This is a genomic window from Sulfurimonas iocasae, assembly GCF_047716755.1.
Classification (GTDB): Bacteria; Campylobacterota; Campylobacteria; order Campylobacterales; family Sulfurimonadaceae; genus Sulfurimonas.
Window position 1 is genome coordinate 87,661 of sequence record NZ_CP180409.1, and the last position, 21,067, is coordinate 108,727.

Genomic DNA, 21,067 nt, shown 5'->3' on the forward strand with positions numbered 1-21,067 from the left:
TGACCTTAAAACAAAGCAGAAAAAGTAAAAATGAATCTATAGTTTTCTTTACCCTCTGCACCTTGTTGCAAATCTTCTTCATTTAGATTTGTCCATGTCGGCAGTTTAACACCAACAGCTACAGAAGTAGTTTTATAAGAGAGCCTTGCTCCTGGAGTTAAATAAACCATCTCTCCTCCTGTAGCATTTGCTGCACTTCCGTTTTCTACATCTCGACCAAGATAAAGATAATTTGCTTCCATGTTAAAATCCAAACGCAACCTACTAGCTGGTTTTGAGTAAAGCATATAAGAGACAGCTCCATTCACACGAATCTCATCTCCAAAACGCATCTTAGAACCATCACTATATTTATTTTCCAAAAATGTATTGTATGAGGTATCTGCTACAAGTGTCCAGTCGTTTCCAAGCCATTTTGTAGCACTAACACCAAACATAAAAGAGGGTTCTCCAAAACCGGTTTGCATGCCTGCATCTATGAGTGAACCATCAGGCATTGTCTTGTTTGAATTCCCAGTCGGTAGAGTAAAACTAAACGATGCTGTAAAGTGCCAATCTTCAAGGTCATCCAAACTCTCATTTTTTGGCGTAAGTATAAAACCATCATCATACTTAAAACCTAAAACACCTTGAAACGAGACATCATGAAAATCAGATGTAGAAAAAGCATCATCCCCAGATTTTGTGTAATAAGGAACAAACATATAAGCACTAAAATAAGAGTTAAATCCATAACCCAAACCATACATGAAGTAGCTGCTTGACTCTGTTTCTCCATCTCGTGCAGAAGTATACGTTTTATATTTGGCATGATCTAATTTCATATAAGCAAGTAAAGAACCCTCTGGCAAAGTTGCGGACGAGGTTGTCTCAATCGGTGCTCCCGGACCCTCAACTCCTGATAAACTAATAGATGGAACTCCATGGTGTGCAAAAACACTTGTAGCAAGTGCTATCAATATACTAATCTTTTTCATTTTTCTTATCCTTTTTTATGTAAATTAATCCAAAAATTCCAAAAAGTATCATAATGCCAATGAGTGTTTTTACAAATGCATTGTTAGTGTTTGCATCTATCTTTGGGAGCATCTGCTCATCAACTTCTACTTCAACAATCTTTCCGTGACCATCTTCAGAAAATGCTTTTACCTTCCACTTGCCTTGTGTGTTTGGCAAAAAAGAGACTCTTGAGAGTGCATCTGTTCTGCCGACTGCAAATGGAATCTCACTACTAGGTGCATAAACTTCGTAACTCTGAAATGAAAAATCATCCTCTTTTGCAAAAGAAAAAGAGATAACTATGCTTTGCTCTTTTGAGATAGTATGCATAAGGTTATGTGAAAAAAGAAGAGTTACACACCAAAGCGATAAAAAAAGTATCTTCATTTTAAAACCTCTATATTTAGTGTAGTTGAGTATATAATCTCATCACACTTAATGCCATCGCCTTTTAGAGTGTAAGACGCTTTTATGTTTTGAAGACCTGACTTTCTGATGCGTATGTTTATGTATCCATTCTCATCACTCGCACCAATGACTCTATCGTCGTAAGCCACGCTAACACCGGCTTGCGCTTTAGCGTTAAAACTGACTAAGAGTCTTGCTTTATCGCCTACATTTATTTCTGAGAGTCCATTTCTCAGCGTTAACTCCAAACCGTTTTTAAAAAGTTCTTTTGCATCGTCACTGTAAATTCTTTTAACAGACTCAATACTTTGAAAACTTTTGATTGGCATCTTTGTTTTATCTTTAGATTGTTTTTTTGTGCCATATGGTGTTTTAGTGTAGTAAGCTTCTTTTAGCTCAACAAAAACAGCATCGCATCCACTCTTAAGCTCTTTGTTTTTAATCTCTGAAATTTTGGAATCTTTAGAACAAGAGACTCTTAAAATACTCTCTTTGTCTATTACTTTTTCATCGCCGTGTGAACTTTCTTTATCCATATGCCCATAATTAATTGCAAAAGAATCATCTATCCAAATGTCATGAGCCAATAGTGAACAAGTAAGCATTATGTAAATCATTATTTTTTTAATCATGGCAGGATTATGAGATATATATGTTAAAATCGTTCTAAAAAAAATGGTTTCTTATCTAAAAATGGAACAAAATATTTGTTTTTACTGTAATAACAGACTATATCAGCTAACTAATGGAATGGTTAAATGCTCCTCTTGTGCAAAAAAATACAGCCCATTAAAATTACAACGTGACATTGATGTATTAGACGCATTTATAGAGTCAACAACGGCAAAAGAGTGCGCAATAAAACTAAACCTTAGCTACCAAATAGTTTTTAATAGATATGAGCATATACGAAAGCTGCTTATTGAGCATTCATATGATTACTTTGAATATAAAAGAGATAAACTCGATGAGTTTGAAGAGTATATGTATATATGCAAAAGTAAGAAAAAAGATTACACCAACATCATCGAATCACAAAACTTTATAACTTTTGCGTACAAAGACAAAGTATATAATTTTCTGCTTCCTTCTTTAAAAAGGTTTCAAACTAAAGTTGATAACGGCAATTCAGAAATAGCACATGGAAATGAGTTCAAAAAATTTATGCTAACTAGCCATATCTCAAAACTCAAAACTATTGAAAACACAATTACAAAATTTTGGAGATTCTTTGAAGTTTTTATAACACCCTACAAAGGTGTAAAAAGTGAGTATTTTTTAAGTTACCTAAAAGAAGCAGAGTTTAAATTTAACTACACAAAAAAAGAGCAAAAAGAAATTTTAATCCATTTATGGAAAAACAAATAATTCAATCTAAAATGGGTAAAATGTCAAAATGAACTCACTAAGTATATTTGGAACCAGCTCAGATGCCGGAAAATCAACTCTCTCTTTTGCCATAACCTATCTTCTTCACCATCGTGGCATCTCTGTCGCTCCTTTTAAAGCTCAAAATGTCTCAAACAACTCTCAGGTTACGGATGCAGGTGGAGAGATTGCCATTCCTCAGTATTTTGCTGCACGAGCGATTGGGCTCAAGACTACTCCAGATATGAACCCTGTTTTGCTAAAATCAGGTGGAAAATCAAAAGCTCACATGATTGTAAACGGTAAGAGTGTCGGTGACAAAGATGTTTGGGATTATTACCGAGATATCAAAACTCTTCAACCTCATGTGAAAAAGGCATTTTTAAGACTTCAGAAGAAATATGACTGCATCGTAGCAGAAGGTGCGGGGAGTCCGGTTGAGCTGAACTTGATGGACAAAGACCTCTCAAATATCTTCGTTGCAGACGAGTTTAACACAAAAATCATCTTAGTAGCCGACATACAAAGAGGCGGTGTCTTTGCATCTATCTACGGAGTTTATCATCTGCTTCCAAAAAAACTGCGCAAAAATGTTATCGGTGTCATCGTAAACAAGTTTCAAGGAGATATGACTCTTTTTGATGAGGGTGTGAAAATCATAGAGAAAAAATTTAAGATTCCTGTTCTTGGGGTTATTCCTTTTAAACCTTTCAACCTTGGTTTTGAAGACAGCGAGTCGATTATGAACTATGTTCAAGATACCAGAGATGCCAAAATAAAAGTCGGGGTTATCAAGCTTCCTCACATCAGCAACTTTACCGACTTTGAACCACTTGTGGTCGATAAAGAAGTAGAGCTATCTTTCATCTCAAATGCTCTAGACATGGCGACTTGTGACTTGGTTGTTCTTCCCGGGAGTAAAAGAGTTGTGGACGATTTGGCTTGGCTGCGTGAGCGCGGCTTTGAAGAGAAGCTTAGCTCGCTTGAGACAAAAGTAGTTGCCATCTGCGGCGGTTACGAGATGATGTTTGAGAAAATCTTAGACCCTGATTTTGTTGAGTCGGATGCAGAAGTCACAGAGGGCTTTGGACGGCTAAAAGGCGATGTAACTTTTCAAAAAGAAAAGATAGTAAAAAAGGGCTCTTACAGCGTTTTTAAACACATAATCGAAGGTTATGAGATTCACAACGGCATCGCAAAGAAGAGATGCAAGTCCAAAGAAAATCTCTACGGTACTTTCATCCACGGGCTTTTTGACTCCGACGAGATAAGAGAGATGATTTTTACAGAGATAAACCCCAATTACAAAGGCTACAACTTTAAAGAGTTCAAAGCACAAGCCATAAGAGAGTATGCATCTCACATAGATGCGCACATAGATATGGACAAAATCCAAAAAGCCTTAAATGACTAATATACTCATAGCCTTTTTTGCCTACTTCATCGACAAGTTCTTTGGTGAGTTTAGGTTCATTAAACATCCCGTCATAATCATCGGCGAGATAATCACTTTCTTTGAAGATAGATTTTACAAAAACAGTGTTTTAAGAGGTTTGTTGCTTGTTTTGTTTGTTTTAGGTTTGGTTAGTTTTGTCTCTGTTGGCATCTATCTTTATCTAGCGCAGATAAACGATGCATTAAACATCATCATATCTTCATTTCTTGCATCTATGTTTCTTGCACACAAGATGCTTTACGACTCCGTAAAAGAGGTTTTAGTTAGCCAAAACAAGAAAGAGGTTATCTCAATGTTAGTATCACGTGATACAGAAAATATGACTCAAAGCGATATCTATAAGGCTTCCATAGAAACTTACGCTGAAAACCTAAGTGATGGAGTCATAGCACCACTTTTTTACCTTTTACTATTTGGACTTCCTGGCATCATCATCTACAAAGCTATAAACACTATGGATTCAATGGTCGGCTACAGAAATGCAAAATATGAAAACTATGGAAAAGCTGCTGCTATTTTAGATGATATTGTAAATTATATTCCCGCAAGAATTACTGCTGTGCTGATTATGGTACTCTCAAAGCAAAAAGGTATTTTCTCATTTTACAAAGACGGACAAAAACATGACTCACCAAATGCAGGTCATCCAATTACAGCAATGGCTCTTGGTCTTGGTATTTCTCTTGGTGGTGATACTTACTATTTTAAAGAGTTGAAAAAGAAACCATACTTTGGAGAAGGAAAAAAAGAGATAGAAAATGAGGATGTAAAAAAAGCTCTATCTATTAGAAGTAAAATAGATGTAACGGTAGCTATATCACTATTAGCACTTATATTAACTCTTCAAGCTCTTTAAAAATATCTCTCATAGAGAATTACATTACCCAAAATAATATAAGAAATAAAAGAAATAAAAGAAAGGTAAGTGATTCTTCTGCTATAATTTTAGATTAATCTATTTATCAGGAATTTGTATATGCTTAAAACAGTCAAGTCTAAAGTAATCGCCTCAATTGTTTCCTTAAGTGTTATCGGTTTTATCGGTATAACATACTATCTCTCGATGACCCTTCAGCAGCTATCCGAAAAAACAGCTAAGCAATCACTTTTTATGCTAAGTGAATCAATCTTTCAAACAATGACTGGAAGTATGATGATGGGTGACACTGTAGTTGTTCAAGATGCATATAAAGCAGCGAGAAAAATAGAAGGAATAGATAGTCTTAATATAGCAAAATCAAAAGCTGTTATAGAAGTTTACTCTCCAGATGAAGCTTTTACTAGCGATCCTATTCTTAGAGAAGTTCTAAATAGCAAAACTACTAAAGTTATAGAGACTAATAAAAACGATCATCATACTATTCGCCTTATCAAGCCTATGATTGCTGAGACAAAATGTCTAGCATGTCACTACAACATAAAAGAGGGCTATGTACTAGGTGCTATGGATTTAGTCATATCACTTGATAAAAATGATTCTGACAACGAAGCAACAGAAGCTACTCTTCTTATATTTCTAATCATTGGTGCTATTCTTTTTACCATCGGTGCAAGTGTATTTTTCACAAAAGAGATTTTTACTCCTCTATCAGACTTAAAAACTCGTATCTCTGAGCTTGTTAGCGGAGACAAAGATTTAACTAAAAGATTAGCACATAAAAATGATAATGAGTTTGGGGATGCGGCAAAAGAAGTAAATAAATTTATAGAGATGATTCAAGGCACGGTAAATGAAGTAAAATCTTTAGGTCATAAAAACACAGCTATTGCATCTGAGATTGAGCAATCTAGTCATGTTATTCGTGAGAGTACGGCTCAAGAACGTGCTATTGTTGCAACTACTACTCAAAAAAGTATCTCAATTAAAGATTTGTTAAAAGAGAATATGCAAGCATCTGAAGAGACACAAAAAAATGTTAAAGAAGCTCATGATGAACTTACAACAGCGAAAACTTCACTTGATGAACTAAGTACTGAAGTAAACTCTTTTGTTGAGATAGAAAATGAACTTTCAAGTGAACTAATAGGCCTTAAAAATGATGCCGACCAAGTTAAAGGTGTTTTAAATGTTATTAAAGACATTGCAGAACAAACAAACCTCCTTGCACTTAATGCTGCTATTGAAGCTGCCCGTGCAGGTGAACATGGACGTGGATTTGCGGTTGTTGCAGATGAAGTAAGAAAACTTGCTGAGAGAACTCAAAAATCTTTAACAGAGATAGATATCAGTGTCGGTACGATTGTTCAGTCTATCAATGATGTTAGCGATAAAATGCATCAAAATGCAAAGAATATTGAGAGCTTACTTAGCATATCAGATGAAGTAGAGCAAAAGATTAGTACAACTTCAGATGCGATAAACAACTCAACAAGAGTAGCCGATAAATCAGCAAAAGATACAGTTGAGATTTCAGCTAATATAGAAGAAATTATAGAAGATATTAGCAAAATAGATGTACTATCAACAGCTAATAATACAAGCATCTTAAGTATTGGCGATGATTTAGAAAAACTAGTATTAGTTGCTCAGTCACTTCAATCTACAATAGATGAATTTAAAAGTTAGATAATTCTATCTCTTTGCAACAAGTTCGTTGCAAAGAGCAATAAACCTTAAGTTCTTCTTCCTTTTCTATAATTTTTCCTCGTATAATTTTTCTTAAAACATGCCTGACAAATGCTGTACTTTGAGTTTGTAGGAAGTGGTGCTGCACAGATTCTACATTTTTGAACAAAACGACTTTGCTGGAGAGACTCTTCTATGTACTTATTTAAAATCCATCTTGCCTGACGTGCTTTTTGCTCATCTAAAAAGTAGTCTTTAAAACGATAGCTAAGCCACAAGTAAAGAGATATCTCTTTAACCATGTCTTCTGCTCTTAAAAGCTCATCCGTTGTTTGGGCATAGCTACCATTTAACACAGGCGGAGTGTAGATAACAGGAAGTCTTTTTTCCAGTGCCAAGATATAACTCTCAAAAGATGCAACAATGTAAGGTGACTTTAGCGTTAGAGGCGCACAAGCTAGATGATACTTCATCGCAATATCTAAGTCATAAGCATCTACAATCTGTGCGGCTTCAAGCATATCGTCCAGATTAGATGCACGAAATGGACCGTTAAACTCCATATTTTCTACAAAAAACTTTAGTATCTCATGAAGTGAGTTTTCTTCCAAGATGCTTGAAACAAGTTTAATATGTTCCAAGTTTGCCATCACTTTAAAAGGGATAGTAATCTCTTTTGCTTCTTTAAAGAAGTTCTTCTTTACAATGCGAAGAGTCTCCATATTTAAAGCTCCAACGAAGCCCTCTTCTTTCATCCCATAACGACCTGCACGACCTGAGATTTGAAGTACTTCAGATGCCAAAAGATTTCTTTGCGTTATACCGTCAAACTTCTCAGCTTTTGAAAAAAGTATGGTTTTTATAGGTAAGTTCATACCCATGGCTATGGCATCTGTAGCTATAAGAATTTGAGTCTCTTTTTCTCTAAATCTTCTAGCTTCTTCACGTCTGACTTCAGGTGAAAGATTTCCATAAACAACGCTAACACTAAAAAAGCGAGAAAATTCCTGTTTTAATCTCAAGACATCTTTTCTACTAAAAGCGATGATCGCTGTTGCTTCTTCAACCTCTTTTGGACTTGTCGGAATGTCTAAAAGAGTAAGAGGATTTTTTCTCTCAAACTCGATTATTTCTAGCTCCTCGCCAAGATACTCTGCAAGTGCAATAACTGCATTTTTAGCATTTGGTGAGCCTGTCATAATGACTTCTTTTGCCGGTGCTCCGATGATAGCATTTGCCCATGCCCAACCACGGTCACGGTCATCTAACATCTGCACTTCATCGATAACACAAACATCAACGTCTATGTCAAAGCTTAACATCTCTATGGTTGAGCTTATATGAGTAGCATCTTCGTTAATTAGTTGCTCTTCTCCTGTTATAAGAGAGGCTTCTATCCCATCGGCTTTTAGATTCTCATAACCCTCAAGCGCTAAAAGTCTAAGGGGTGCGAGATAATAACCCGTATCGGCTTGCTCTAATCTCTTCATAGCTGTATATGTTTTACCGCTGTTTGTCGGACCTATGTGAAGAGTCAGTTTTCTTCTCATTTCTCTTGCTATGGGAAAGAGATTTTTAAAATCACGAATAGTACGAGCCAAAAGTGCCTGTCTCTGCTTTTTACTAATCTCATCATGAGTATCTCTGACAAAAGTTTTTACAGTTTTTGTGGCTATCTTTGGAGTAAGGTTTAGAGTTGCTCCAAGTCTGTCTAAGAGTATAGGATAAATTTTATGGTGCAGTTCTTCTTCACTTAGATGCAAAAGTGTCGCATAGTGTTCACACTCTTTTACAAGCTCTTTGAGACTCTCTAAGAACTCTTCTTCTTGGTGTTTTTGTGCATCTTTTATGACAGCGCTAAAGTCAAGTGCTCTAGACTCCCAAATATCTTGCAGAAGTCCGTCTAACTCTATATGAAGTTCTAAAATGTAGTTATGAATTATATCTGAGTAAGGAAGTGCAAAACTATGATCTATGCGAACTAATAGTTCTTCATCATGCAGTTGTAAATCTACAACATCAAGAGCTGTTGATACAATGGATTCTAAAATATCTTCTTTTATAAGAGGGTAAGAAGTTTTAACCTTTGGCAAAGATGCGCGAAAAGCGTTAACTATCTCTTTGTGAGTTAAGTATGCATGTTTCTCGGGCAGATTTTTTATAAAAGAGTTTATTTCATCTTGTTTAGCTTTAACTATATTTTCTTTATCTTGTGAAATCTTAGCAATAATGACTTTATCTTCATTGTTTTGAATATAGTCATCACCATATGCTTTTGTGCTAAGTGTAAGTATCTTATGAAAGCTTTGTCCGTAGAGGACGTAGTGTAAAGACGCATTGAACTCTAAAGTATCATCTGTATCAAAAATACCATCAAGAGCCTTCTGCAGTTTTAGTCTTTTTTGCTCAAATCTTATATGTTTGAGTTTTGATTCGAGTTTAGCAAGGGTTATCTTTTTACTTCTTACTTCCATAAAAGCATCACTAAGTAAAGCTACTTCTTCTGGACTAGCGTCCAGCTCTTGAAGCAGCGAGTCTATCTTCTCTTCTCTATCTAGATTAGGTGCTTTTTCTCTATCTGATTTGTAAAACTTGTTATCTCTCGCAAAAAAGTTTAGTATGTCTGAGCGATAACCTGAGTCTGCTTCACTCCAAATCATACGAGCTGCTTTGAGAAGTACCTCTTTAGAGTGTTCAATATCGTAGATGCCAAGAGTAGAAAACATCTCACTAAGAGTTTCAGAACTCACTCTTTCAACCCCAACATCAAAAGGATCCCCGTCAAAATACTTTTTAATTCTCTGATTTATTTTACTGTTTTTTTTATTTTTATGTCCCATGTGAAATTGTAGCTAAAAGTTTATATCTTTAAGTAAAGAAGTGTTACATCATCTTCGAGTTTCATCGCACTCATACTACCGTTGGCACTCTCTATTAAATTTGGTTCTAGTATGAGGTTTTGAGGGGAAAATATATTTAACTCTCTGTTTTCATGTTCAACAAGCCCGTCGCTGTAAAGAAGGATGGATTCAGCTCCTTTTATATCTAGTTCGGTTACCTTTGGAACTTGAGAAAAGTTCATAAATGGTATATTATTTGCCTTGACCTCTTTAATCTTCAACCCTTTTTCTTTTATTAAAAATGGATACATTCCAGCAGATGCATAGAAGAGTTTTTTTGAATCAGAAGATATCTTAATCATCGTGTATGAGAGTTGTTCTATCTCTCCTAAAAAAGGTTTTATTGCTGGAAAGAGCTGATCTGTCAACTCTTGTAAATTAATTACTTTCTTAACAAGTTGGTTCATAATAGAGGAGACTGCAAAAACTGTCAGAGCAGGAGAGATACCATGTCCCTGACCGTCTATAATGTAGAGAAATCTTGAACCGTCTTCACCCTTGTAAAGCGAATAAAAATCACCACTTAAAATATCAGAAGGAGCATAGAGAATTTTAGATTCACTCTCATTAAAATCATTAGCGATGCCCATTTCAAGTTTTTCACGAGCAATATGCTGCTGCTGCAAATCATAACTATGAAGAGCATTTATCTCATCATTTAGCTCTTGAAGTTTTGTTATATCGTGGCGGATAGCGATATACTCAACTATATCACCTTTGGCATCTAAGATAGGAAAGATAGAGGCTTCAACAGTATATCTACTACCGTTTTTATGTACGTTAGTTATAGCACCGTTCCAAACCTGTTTAGACTTTATTGTTTCCCAAAGCTCTTTAAAAAAAGAAGCATCGATGTCTGGATTTCTTAAGATATTGTGATGTTTTCCTATAAGTTCTTTTTTGGAGTAGCCAGATATCTCTATAAACTTGCTGTTGACATATGTTATAACACCATGAATGTCTGTCTTAGAAACAATATTTGTAGCATCTACAATATGACGGTACTGATTTTTTAAAGAGCGTTCATTAACTAACATCTCATCAGTAATGCAGTACATAGTGCTGTTTTTATCTTTAGAACTCTCTTTCATTCAACTATAACTCCATCTAGGTTTGTAGTTTAATATTGAATTATAACAACTACATATATAATATCTCCATAAACACTTTTGTTATGGAGATGAAATCATGAAATATATACGTTTTTTCAATTCACTTACTATAAACGATATTGCGGTTGTTGGCGGTAAAAATGCTTCTCTTGGTGAGATGTATCAGATGCTAACACCAAAAGGGATAAATATTCCTAATGGTTTTGCTACTACAAGTGATGCTTATTGGTTACTTTTACAAGAGAACAATATTAAAGAGAAGATTGAAACTGCTTTAGATGGTCTTGATATTTCCGACACCTTAAACCTGCAAAAGCGTGGTTTGGCTGTTCGCACACTTTTACTAAATTCAAAGCTTCCAAAAACACTGGAAAATGAGGTACTTGAAGCTTATGCAATCCTCTCAAAAGAGTATCACTCAGATGCAATAGATGTAGCAGTTCGTTCTTCTGGAACGGCTGAAGATCTGCCAGATGCTTCATTCGCCGGACAACAAGAGACTTTTTTAAACATCTCCTCACCCCAAGCACTGCTCCAAAGTGTACAAAAATGCTTCGCTTCACTTTTTACCGATAGAGCTATCAGCTACAGAGAGAGCCGTGGGTTTGACCACTTTAAAGTGGCCCTGTCTGTTGGTGTACAAAAGATGGTACGAAGCGACAACTCCTCGAGCGGTATTATGTTTAGCATCGATACGGAGAGTGGTTCGGAGGATTTAATCCTTATAAACTCTATCTGGGGTTTAGGTGAAAATGTAGTTAGCGGACGAGTAAATGCCGATGAGTTTTTTGTCTTTAAACCTACTCTTAAGATGGGAATAAGTACTATTTTAAAGCACTCTTTAGGTAGTAAAAAAGAGAAAATGCTTTATACTGATAATGGCAATAATACTATAAATGTTAAAACTTCTAATAAAGAACAAAAAAGCTTCTCTATCACTGATTCTGAGGTTATAGAACTTGCAAAACAAGCACTCATCATTGAAAAGCACTACAAACGACCCATGGATATAGAGTGGGCTAAAGATGCAAACGACGGCAAACTATACATAGTCCAAGCGCGTCCTGAAACTGTGCAAAGCAAACTAAATAAAGCTTCAACCATAGAGAAGTACTCCATGAAAGTACCACAAGATGCCAAAGTGCTAACACAGGGAAGAGCCGTTGGTGAGAAGATAGGTACAGGCAGAGTAAATATTATAAACAATACCTCCGAGTTTAGCTCTTTTAATGAGGGAGATGTCTTAGTTGCAGACACGACCAACCCTGATTGGGAACCAATTATGAAAAAGGCTTCTGCTGTTGTCACTAACCGTGGAAGTCGCACCTGTCATGCAGCAATTGTTGCAAGAGAAATCGGGGTGCCTGCTGTTGTTGGATGTACTAACGCTACAGATGTTCTTGAAAATGGTGTTAGTGTGAGTGTTAGTTGCGCTCAGGGTGATGAAGGCTACATATATGAAGGAGAACTGCCTTTTGAGTGCGAAACCATAGATCTTAGTGAACTAGAACCAACTAAGACTAAACTCTATATGAATGTCGGTAATCCGGCAGAAGCATTTAACCTTTCTAAGATGCCAAACGATGGTGTTGGACTTGCTCGTATGGAGTTTATCATGAGTCACTCCATAAATGCTCATCCGATGGCACTTGTAAATATACAAAAAGGCAACGATGTCAAAGATGCAGAGACAATCTCATCCTTTATGTCCCCACATACAGATGCTAAAGAATTTTTTCTAGAAAAACTCAGCGAAGGTGTTGGAATGATTGCGGCCGCTTTTTACCCTAGAGAAGTTATTATACGAACAAGTGACTTTAAGAGTAATGAGTACCGAAATATGCTGGGTGGTCTTGATTATGAAGCGATTGAAGAAAACCCGATGATAGGATTTAGAGGTGCAAGTCGCTATTATGATGAGAGTTACCGTGAAGCTTTTGAGTGGGAGTGCCAGGCACTAAAAAGAGTAAGAGATGATATGGGGCTAACAAACATAAAAATAATGATTCCTTTTGTCAGAACTCCAGAGGAAGGTAAAAAGGTAATAAGCATTATGAATAACCAAGGTCTCATTCAAGGAGAAAATGAACTTGAAATATATGCCATGTGTGAGATTCCGGCAAATGTAATCTTGGTAGATGAGTTTTTGAAAATATTTGATGGATACTCCATCGGTTCAAACGATTTAACTCAGCTGACTTTAGGAGTAGATAGAGAGAGTGCAAAAATTGCTCACATATTTGATGAACGCAATGAAGCAGTTAAACGAATGTTAGATATGGCTATAGAAGCCTGCAAGAAAGCTGATAAGTACATCGGCATCTGTGGTCAAGCACCATCAGATTATCCTGAAATTACCGAGTTTTTAGTAAAACACGGTATCAATTCCATCTCATTGAATCCTGATTCTATTTATAAGATGCATAAGGTTGTAACAGACTTAGAAAGTAAATTAATACAATAACAAACCTTTAAGTTCAAGAGGGATAGAATATTTTAAAAAAGGATTATCTTATGTTAGTATGTGATTGTAATGATGTAGAATATGATGCTATAAAAGAAGCTGTAAAGAAATACGGGAATAACTTAGAAGCTATCATGGAAGAGACTGGTGCCGGAACTGTATGTGAATGTTGTTTGGAAGAAGATTGTGATAAGGTGGATTTACCTCTTCCTCTTGCAATTAAAAAAGCTTTAAAAGAGTTGGAATAATTTTTAAAAAAGATGTTCTTACTAGACTCGCTTATATTAAAGGCAATTAATTTTAAATGAAATATCCAAATGAATGGACACAAAAAGAGTTTTTAGAAAACAAAAAAGCCTTAGAAAAAGAGGGGATAAAAGTTATCTTGGTAGATACAATTTTAGCTCCAATAGAAAAAGCTGAAACTGTTGTTTACAATCCATTTGAACTAAACAAAGAGCCTGAGGGAAGTATTTTTGTATTTTACTGTGATAGTGGGAAAGCCACACTCAATAGATTGCAAGAGTACAAAAAAAAATTTCCTAATCACTACTGCATCTCACTCAAAGGCGGTCGTGGTTACTGGCGTAAAAATATGATGATATTAGATGCTAAATAAATACTTAGATGAGTTTATAAAGTGTCTTGATGAACAGGGATACTTTGAAGCACATGAGATACTTGAAGAGGTATGGTTTCCAAGACGTTTTGAGAATAACAATGAGATAAAACTTTTAAAAGGTTTTATAAATGCTGCTGTAAGTTTTGAGTTAGAAAAAAAAGGTAGAACTGATGCGAGCAAAAGAGTATGGAAAAACTATATAAAGTATAGACAACTCCTATATAAAGTTGACTCTGTATATTTTAATAAATATCATTTTATTGTAAGGTATATTGATAATATAAAATCTAAAATTAACTAAATAAATTAGGAATCAAAATGAAAAATCAAAATGAAAATAACATTGCAATGTTTATAGATTGTGACAATGTAAGTTCTAAATATATAGAAAGTATATTTGATGATTTATCTCAATATGGAACAGTAAATATTAGAAGAGCCTATGGAGATTGGAAAGATAAAAAACTTTACGGCTGGGAAAATATTTTACAAGATTATAATATTAAACCTATTCAGCAATTTGCTTATACAAAAGGCAAAAATGCAACCGATATAGCTATGATAATTGATATTATGGACATTCTTTATACAAAAGATCTTGAAGCTATTGTTTTAATAACTAGTGACAGTGATTTTACTCCTATTGTCACAAGAATATTATCTGATGGATTAACTGTATATGGATATGGAGAGTCAAAGACTCCTATGGCATTTGTAAATGCATGTTCACAATTTATATATGTTGAGAAATTAAGTGTTTTAGTAAATGAAGAAAGTGTTGAAAATATTGCTAAAAACAACAAGCATCACGCTGTTACTGAAGCTGTTACAAAATATGTTGGAAACAACTATGATATACGAAAAGATTATAAACTTATTAATATTCTTAAGCAAGGTGTTGAAAGAACATCGGATGAGCAGGGATGGGCAGATGTTAAAGACATGTCTATGTATATAAGAAAAAATTCTTCTTTTTCTCAAGTTAATTATGGATTTAAAAAAATGGGTGACCTTATCAAAGCATTGGATTTATTTGATATGGAATATGTAGGGGATCGAAAAACTCAACTAATGATAAGAATAAAAGACAAGCAGTAATACTAGTGTTAAAAACTCTTTAAAGCCTCTGTTAGTTTGTTATGAGCGTTAGAATCTTTGACAGCGAAGCGTAGGTGATCATTTGTCAAGAAGTCAAAACTTCCGCAAGTTCTTACTAGAATTTTATGACCTAGTAAATGTTCAAATATATCTCTTGATTTTTTTGATTTTACCATGACAAAGTTAGAGTCACTTTTGTGAATTTGTGAGAAAAGTTTTGAATCTTTCAAAATATTAAGAAGTTCTTTTTTATGCTTTTTATGAAGCTTTCTACTTTGCTGGTCAAACTTAGTGTTTTTAAGTCTTTTTTGTAAAAATTTAGCATCAAAAGCAGATAAGTTCCACATAGGTGCTTTTAATTTCTCAATATTGATTTTATTAGAGAAAATAGCACCTATCCGAACTCCACCACAACTATAGAACTTGGTAAATGATTGTATTATATATAGTTTATTGTAAGAATTGATTTGACTTCTCAAAGATTTTAGGTTTTGGAACTCTAAAAAGGATTCATCAATAACAACTCTACACTTTTGCTCTTTCCAAAGAGCAAAAAGTCTCGCTAAATCATAGTGTTTTCCATCAGGGGTTGATGGATTTACAAAGACTACAACAGAGCCTTTTTTTGGTCTTTTGTAGAGATTTTTAAAGCGGTTTATTTTAACTATTTTGCTCTTGTCTTGTACAGCTTTTTCATACTCTCCATAAAGTGGAGCGTATAAGTAAACGCTTCTTTTTTTAAAGGTTTTAAACAGTTCAAAAATAGCAGAAGTAGCACCGTTGTAAAGAGCGATTTGAGATTTTTTTACAGCGTATTTTTTTGCGATAGAGCTTTTTAAAGAGGCGTAGTTAGAGTCTGGGTATTTCACTAACATGTTATTTGTGAGTGTTATATTTATGTTTGGATGATAGCTATTTATGTTGGATGAGAAGTCTATTATCTCTTTAGATTTACATCCGATTTGTGAAGCGTATTTGTAAATATTTGCACCGTGTTTCATTTTAATAACTCTCTTGCTCTTGAAGTATTTTTGTACTCATAAACTCTTTTGAGTGCGAAGAAATTTGCAGCAAATTTCATCTTCTCTTTGATTGCTTTTTTACTTAGTTTTTTTGGTGCGTGCTGGTTATAGCTCTTTAAAAAAAGATTTATAAAGTAGTCATTGTGTTTTCTTACATCAAAACCGATAAGAGCAACTGCCACGTCATATGCAAAAGTCCCGCATGATGAGTCTATAAAGTCAATTACGCCTATATCTCTACCATTGAAGATTGTGTTGTCTTTAAAAATATCTCCATGGATAATTGCTTCATGTTTGTGAGTAAAGTTTTTTAGAAATTCAAACCTTTTGTAGTAGCCAAAGTAGTTTGCTTTTACATACTTTAGAGCTTGGGTAACTTCATCTTCTATGATTATATTTGAGTTGCATCTCTTTTTAGAAGTCTCTTTATGCATCTTTGCTAAAAATCTGCCAAGAGCCTGTATGTGGTAGTTCCTTACACTTCTTGGTTGTTTTCCTTTTAGCTTTTCATAGATGTACCAGCCACTATTTTCATCAAGGCAGGTAGGTACATTTAGCCCGACTGATTTTAAATTATTCAAGAGTCTTATATCTAAGATGATTTTATGAGGAATATCTCTCTCATATCTCTTTAAAATATAGCCATTTGTTTTAGTGTGAACTATGTAGGTTGTGTCAATAATCCCCGATGCGGTAGGAGAAATCTTTGTAAAGCCATAAGATGGAAATAGTTGGTTTAACTCACTTAGAGTTATCTCTGTTTTTACTCCCATCTGTTTATTACTATGCACTCATCAAGCGTTTTTTCTTTTTCCCACTTGAGTGTTTTTAGCTCCGGCTCTTTGTAAAACTTATCAACATATCCTAGACAGAGGTAGGCGATTAGTTGAGTGTTTTTGGGCGCATTTAGTGTTTTAAGCAGTTTGTTCTCATCTAAAATACTTACCCATCCAAGTCCAATATCCAAAGTTCTTGCCATGAGCCACATATTCTCAACAGCACATACAACACTGTATTCACCCATTTTAGACATGCTTGTCATTCCAAGAACCGGTGCATCTGAACTTTCATAAAGTACAGCAATATTTATAGGTGCCTCTTTTATGCCTTCTAGTTTTAGATTTTTGTAGAGTTCGCTATCTTTAAAAATCTCTTTTGCTTTTGTATTTTCACTCATGAAGTTCTGCTCTACCAAGTATTTAATCTTCTCATCATTTATGACTACGAATTTCCAAGGCTGTGAGTAACCGACAGAGGGAGCGCAGATTCCGGCTTCTAAGATTAGCTTGAGTTTATCATCTTCAATATCTTTATTTAAAAAGCTGTTTCCGCGAACATCTCTTCTGCTTCTCATAATGTTTAACAGGGTTTGGGTATCATCTTTTGTAAATGTCACATTTTACTCCTGCTAATAATCAAATATATAAAAAATGGTCCGCCTATGAGTGCCGTAACTATCCCGATGGGGAGTTCACTTTGAGTCTGCAAACCTCTTGTGATTGTGTCACAAAAGACTAAGAAAAATCCACCAAAAAGAGCAGTTTTGAGGATTCGTCTGTTTACAGTAACTGGATGCAGTTTTGCAACAATATGAGGAACTATTAGCCCCACAAAACCTATGGGTCCACTGATACTAACAAGTGTTCCTATGGCAAAAGAAGAGACTATTAAAAGAGTGAGAGTCACTTTCTTTGTGTTGACTCCCCGCAGACGTGCGCTTTCATCAGAGATGCTAAGAAGCTGAAGCTCGTAACGAAATAGATAGACAGTTAAAAAGAGTACAAATGTGATGAAGCCTATACTCAGAGGATGAAGCCAACCTATGACGGAGAGCGAACCCATTGTAAAGCGCAGAAGCATATCGTTTTGCATTGTGTCGCCAAGATAAAATAGAACCATAAGTGCCGAGGTGTAAAAGAGTGAGAGAGCTATACCTAAAAGTAAAAGTGATTCGTAGTGAGAATTTTTCAAAAACTTTGCTAAGTATATAAGCAGAAGAATAGTCAGCATTGCTCCTAAAAATCCAAAGATACTTATGGCAGCGATGCCAAAAGCCAAACTTCCAAGTCCAAGCTTTATGGCAACTCCTGCACCAAGTACTGCACCGCTAGAGATTCCTAAAGTGTAGGGGGTCATAAGTGCATTTCTAAAGAGAGTTTGAAAAAGAAGACCACTAAGAGCGAGAATGCCTCCCGCAAAAAATGCAAATAATACTCGCGGAACTCTAAGGTCGAAAAATATTGAGTTTTGAAGGGTACCTGCTTTAAAAACTTCACTAATATCTAAAGATACCGCACCGATAAACGGAGATGCAAGAAGCACAAGAGAGAGTAAAAACCACACAGCAAACTTACTCATAACTAACCGCCAAATCATTGAACTCTACACCATAAAGCTCTTGTAAAACACTATCTTGAAAAAAACCATCTTCATAATAAGTAGCCTTTGAGTCTTTTATAAAAAGGGTAGGAGAGTCTATGTAAGATGCCAGATGTAAATCATGTGTGATTAAAATAACTTGATGATAATCTTTTAAGCCCTTTATGTGCTGTGCTACTTTTTTAGCATTATGCGGGTCGAGGTTTGCAGTCGGCTCATCAAGAATGATGATTTTACTCTGTTGCGCCAATGCTCCAGCTATGAGAATAAGTTGAGATTCTCCTGAACTAAGAGAGCTGATGGTATTTTTCTTTAGATGTGAGATTTTTAAAAATTCTAATGTGTTAAGTGTGATGTTTTTATCTTTTTGCGAGTAATCCATAAAATTTTTCTTATGGGCAAATCTACTAAGAAGCACAAACTCTTCAACACTTATGTATGGATCATAGACTTCGAGTTTAGCCGGAATGTAAGAGATAAGTTTTGCCCGCTCTAGTCGAGACAACTCTTTAATGTCCTCCCCATCAACACTAACACTTCCCTCATACTCTATAAGATTACAAAGAGCCTTCGCCAAAGTGCTTTTTCCAGAGCCATTAGCTCCGAGGATGCTTAGATGATTGTCTATATCTAATGAGATATTATTTAGTATGGTTTTATCACCATATTGGCATCTAAGAGAATCTAGTTTAATCATTTTTTTTCTTTTTTTCTTTTGATTTATCTTTAGGACAGTTAATACAACCAGAATGTAATATATCGTATACATATTTATCTTTATAATATTTTTTTTCTATAGCAAAAACCTTGGTAGCATTTGTGTCTTTTTGAAAAACAAAATAAAGTTTCATATTACTTGATATTGGTAAGTATTTTGTTTCTTTAGTTATTCTAAGTTCATTAATTTTTTTATTCTTAGAAAGTAAAATATCATCATAAGGGCTAATTTCTGATAAAAACTTCTTATTTAAAAATAAATTTGTTGTTGAATTTTGGTCTGTTTGAATTTTACTCCACGTTTTAATATTAGAGTTATGAAAATTGCCAAATAAGAATTCACTTAGTAAAATAATTACAGAAAAAATTACTAAAATAAATTTGCTATCATTTAGTTCTATATTACGCAAGTTTTCTGTTAAAAATAATTCACTAAGCACGATGCTAGATACAGAAGGTACTAACATTAGCCCAATTAAATAGAAAATATATTCTTTTGTATGTAAATATCCATAGGTTAGTATAATAAGCCATAGTATAAATAATGATAATTTAATAAACCAATTTTTATTTTTTTCAAAAAACAAGTAGTGAATAGAAACAAAAAAATAAGATAGAAATAATGGTAACACTGTAGAGATGAAATAGAGTAAAATATTTGATTCAAATAATTTAAAATATAAATCAACATATAATACAAATGCGCTAGATGACAATAAGATAGTTATAAATATAAATAGACTAAAGTATTTGTTTGGACTCTTTAGGATATTTTGTTTTTTTCTTATCATGTATACAGGAGACACAGCTATAATTGCTATTACGAATATAGATAACATAATAAATATAGGAATCAATAAAAGAGTAATAATTAGACTTGAATCAAATAGGTTAATTGAAAATATATATATATCAAGAATTGCTGCATATTTGAAATGAAAAATATCTGTAAAGGTTAAATAGTCTAATAGCCCAAAAAAGATAATTAAAAAAGGGATGAATATCTTGATACCCATGATATATAAATCATAAATATTTTTTACAATATTATTTTCTTCTTTTTTATGCCAAATCATCTTTTGTTCCCTTTTTTAGATTGAAGTTTTTTAATAAAGTATTAAATTCATTTTTAAGCATTAGCGTATAGCATCTCTAATGGTGTCAGTAGATATAAACATAGGCATTATATTTGTTTCTTTATCAGGTGCGCTTATTGAGACAAAGCCAAGTTTTTTATACCATTCATGTTTTTTATCCTCAGCATCTAAGTAAAGTCCTTTAGCTCCAACTTCATCGCAAGCCCGTAAAACAAGCATAAAACAATGCTTTAAAAGCCTAGAACCATAACCTCTGTTTGCATACTCTTTATCTACGCCAAGCATTATCATCCTAAAAACTGGTACTGAACTTGGCGAAGATTTTAGAGGTGTATCAAAAGCAGATTTGTCAATGCTAAAAGTTGTTATTGTATAAAAGCCGACAAATCGCTCTTGGTTATTTAAGTCAAGTAAGACATAAGCAGCAGAGTAGCCATTCTCAACTTGCTTCTTCATGGATTTTTTTACAAATTTATTTATAATACCATGTTCACAATCAAATTGTCTCAATCCATTGTAGGTTTTAGAAAAATCAAATCTCTCGATTATAACACTATCGCTCATCTAAATCATCTAGCTTCATTAAGTCTTTTAACTTTTTAGTTGCTTTTGGTGGGTTGTCAATTATGCTCATAAACTTTTTATACTCATCAGTGTTTAGTGATAAAGATTCAGAATGTTGTATGACTTCTCTAGCCTTTTGAGATGCCGCTGATATAATAAAAGCTGATAAATCAACACCCTCTAGCATCGAAGCTGTCTTTAGCATCTCTTTTAAACCAGAATTTATCTTAGTGTCAAAGCGAGAATCTTTAGTAAAACCAATATCTATTTGTGTTGCTTGCATAATTTATCCTTT

General features: G+C 34.3%; 22 protein-coding genes. 9 read left to right on the plus strand and 13 right to left on the minus strand.

The genetic code is table 11. From position 1 onward, the window contains the following. Positions 1-5: 5 nt before the first annotated feature. From ACLHDE_RS00460 to ACLHDE_RS00470, 3 genes are read right to left on the minus strand one after another with little or no spacing between them, the layout of a single operon-like run. Positions 6-977, minus strand: coding sequence for a transporter (locus ACLHDE_RS00460; RefSeq protein WP_415397194.1), 972 nt, complete (start codon positions 975-977; stop codon positions 6-8). Further along, positions 964-1,386: a hypothetical protein gene (locus ACLHDE_RS00465; RefSeq protein WP_415397195.1), complete on the minus strand. Its 423-nt coding sequence runs from the start codon at positions 1,384-1,386 to the stop codon at positions 964-966. Before ACLHDE_RS00465 ends, ACLHDE_RS00460 begins: the two co-directional genes overlap by 14 nt. Continuing rightward, the gene (locus ACLHDE_RS00470) at positions 1,383-2,039 is read right to left on the minus strand and encodes a hypothetical protein (RefSeq protein WP_415397196.1); all 657 of its coding nucleotides are present in this window, start codon (positions 2,037-2,039) and stop codon (positions 1,383-1,385) included. The genes ACLHDE_RS00465 and ACLHDE_RS00470 overlap by 4 nt, the downstream gene beginning before the upstream one ends. Positions 2,040-2,100: 61 nt before the next feature. Between ACLHDE_RS00470 and ACLHDE_RS00475 the strand changes: the two genes are divergently transcribed. The 4 genes from ACLHDE_RS00475 (at position 2,101) to ACLHDE_RS00490 (ending at position 6,797) form a co-directional block, all read left to right on the plus strand. Beyond that, a complete protein-coding gene (locus ACLHDE_RS00475) occupies positions 2,101-2,775 on the plus strand; it encodes a transposase (protein ID WP_415397197.1) in 675 nt (224 codons plus the stop codon). A gap of 28 nt (positions 2,776-2,803) precedes the next feature. Continuing rightward, positions 2,804-4,189, plus strand: a complete 1,386-nt coding sequence (locus tag ACLHDE_RS00480) for a cobyric acid synthase (RefSeq protein ID WP_415397198.1) — start codon at positions 2,804-2,806, stop codon at positions 4,187-4,189. Next, a complete protein-coding gene (gene cbiB, locus ACLHDE_RS00485; RefSeq protein ID WP_415397199.1) occupies positions 4,182-5,087 on the plus strand; it encodes an adenosylcobinamide-phosphate synthase CbiB in 906 nt (301 codons plus the stop codon). The genes ACLHDE_RS00480 and cbiB overlap by 8 nt, the downstream gene beginning before the upstream one ends. A gap of 120 nt (positions 5,088-5,207) precedes the next feature. Next, positions 5,208-6,797 (plus strand): methyl-accepting chemotaxis protein, encoded by a 1,590-nt coding sequence (locus tag ACLHDE_RS00490; protein WP_415397200.1) that lies wholly within the window; start codon positions 5,208-5,210, stop codon positions 6,795-6,797. Positions 6,798-6,844: 47 nt separating this feature from the next. Here the strand turns inward: ACLHDE_RS00490 and ACLHDE_RS00495 are convergent, their stop codons facing one another. Together ACLHDE_RS00495 and ACLHDE_RS00500 are read right to left on the minus strand one after the other, a co-directional pair. Then, positions 6,845-9,637, minus strand: coding sequence for an SUV3 C-terminal domain-containing protein (locus ACLHDE_RS00495; RefSeq protein ID WP_415397201.1), 2,793 nt, complete (start codon positions 9,635-9,637; stop codon positions 6,845-6,847). Between the two features lie 20 nt (positions 9,638-9,657). Further along, positions 9,658-10,788 (minus strand): PAS domain S-box protein, encoded by a 1,131-nt coding sequence (locus tag ACLHDE_RS00500; RefSeq protein WP_415397202.1) that lies wholly within the window; start codon positions 10,786-10,788, stop codon positions 9,658-9,660. 97 nt (positions 10,789-10,885) lie between these two features. On the opposite strand from ACLHDE_RS00500, the gene ppsA reads away from it, so the two are divergent. The 5 genes from ppsA to ACLHDE_RS00525 are packed head-to-tail and all read left to right on the plus strand — an operon-like array spanning position 10,886 to position 14,993. After that, positions 10,886-13,273: a phosphoenolpyruvate synthase gene (gene ppsA / locus ACLHDE_RS00505; protein WP_415397203.1), complete on the plus strand. Its 2,388-nt coding sequence runs from the start codon at positions 10,886-10,888 to the stop codon at positions 13,271-13,273. 50 nt (positions 13,274-13,323) lie between these two features. Next, a complete protein-coding gene (locus ACLHDE_RS00510) occupies positions 13,324-13,521 on the plus strand; it encodes a (2Fe-2S)-binding protein (protein WP_415397204.1) in 198 nt (65 codons plus the stop codon). Positions 13,522-13,577: 56 nt separating this feature from the next. Further along, positions 13,578-13,892: a hypothetical protein gene (locus ACLHDE_RS00515; RefSeq protein ID WP_415397205.1), complete on the plus strand. Its 315-nt coding sequence runs from the start codon at positions 13,578-13,580 to the stop codon at positions 13,890-13,892. Beyond that, positions 13,882-14,196 carry a DUF309 domain-containing protein gene (locus ACLHDE_RS00520; RefSeq protein WP_415397206.1) on the plus strand — a complete coding sequence of 105 codons (315 nt, stop codon included), beginning with the start codon at positions 13,882-13,884 and terminating at the stop codon, positions 14,194-14,196. Before ACLHDE_RS00515 ends, ACLHDE_RS00520 begins: the two co-directional genes overlap by 11 nt. Positions 14,197-14,213: 17 nt before the next feature. After that, positions 14,214-14,993: an NYN domain-containing protein gene (locus ACLHDE_RS00525; protein ID WP_415397207.1), complete on the plus strand. Its 780-nt coding sequence runs from the start codon at positions 14,214-14,216 to the stop codon at positions 14,991-14,993. Between the two features lie 8 nt (positions 14,994-15,001). On the opposite strand, the gene ACLHDE_RS00530 is transcribed toward ACLHDE_RS00525, so the two are convergent. From ACLHDE_RS00530 to ACLHDE_RS00565, 8 genes are read right to left on the minus strand one after another with little or no spacing between them, the layout of a single operon-like run. Then, positions 15,002-15,994, minus strand: coding sequence for an aminotransferase class I/II-fold pyridoxal phosphate-dependent enzyme (locus tag ACLHDE_RS00530; protein ID WP_415397208.1), 993 nt, complete (start codon positions 15,992-15,994; stop codon positions 15,002-15,004). Beyond that, positions 15,991-16,788 (minus strand): phosphotransferase, encoded by a 798-nt coding sequence (locus ACLHDE_RS00535; RefSeq protein ID WP_415397209.1) that lies wholly within the window; start codon positions 16,786-16,788, stop codon positions 15,991-15,993. The genes ACLHDE_RS00530 and ACLHDE_RS00535 overlap by 4 nt, the downstream gene beginning before the upstream one ends. Further along, positions 16,779-17,411 (minus strand): 5,6-dimethylbenzimidazole synthase, encoded by a 633-nt coding sequence (gene bluB / locus ACLHDE_RS00540; RefSeq protein ID WP_415397210.1) that lies wholly within the window; start codon positions 17,409-17,411, stop codon positions 16,779-16,781. Before bluB ends, ACLHDE_RS00535 begins: the two co-directional genes overlap by 10 nt. Further along, positions 17,408-18,373 carry a FecCD family ABC transporter permease gene (locus ACLHDE_RS00545; protein ID WP_415397211.1) on the minus strand — a complete coding sequence of 322 codons (966 nt, stop codon included), beginning with the start codon at positions 18,371-18,373 and terminating at the stop codon, positions 17,408-17,410. Before ACLHDE_RS00545 ends, bluB begins: the two co-directional genes overlap by 4 nt. Further along, positions 18,366-19,091, minus strand: coding sequence for an ABC transporter ATP-binding protein (locus ACLHDE_RS00550; RefSeq protein ID WP_415397212.1), 726 nt, complete (start codon positions 19,089-19,091; stop codon positions 18,366-18,368). Before ACLHDE_RS00550 ends, ACLHDE_RS00545 begins: the two co-directional genes overlap by 8 nt. Then, complete coding sequence (locus ACLHDE_RS00555; protein ID WP_415397213.1) at positions 19,084-20,187, minus strand: hypothetical protein; 1,104 nt, start codon at positions 20,185-20,187, stop codon at positions 19,084-19,086. The genes ACLHDE_RS00550 and ACLHDE_RS00555 overlap by 8 nt, the downstream gene beginning before the upstream one ends. Positions 20,188-20,247: 60 nt before the next feature. Beyond that, the gene (locus ACLHDE_RS00560) at positions 20,248-20,772 is read right to left on the minus strand and encodes a GNAT family N-acetyltransferase (protein ID WP_415397214.1); all 525 of its coding nucleotides are present in this window, start codon (positions 20,770-20,772) and stop codon (positions 20,248-20,250) included. After that, positions 20,762-21,055: a DUF1778 domain-containing protein gene (locus ACLHDE_RS00565; RefSeq protein WP_415397215.1), complete on the minus strand. Its 294-nt coding sequence runs from the start codon at positions 21,053-21,055 to the stop codon at positions 20,762-20,764. The genes ACLHDE_RS00560 and ACLHDE_RS00565 overlap by 11 nt, the downstream gene beginning before the upstream one ends. Positions 21,056-21,067: the final 12 nt, after the last annotated feature.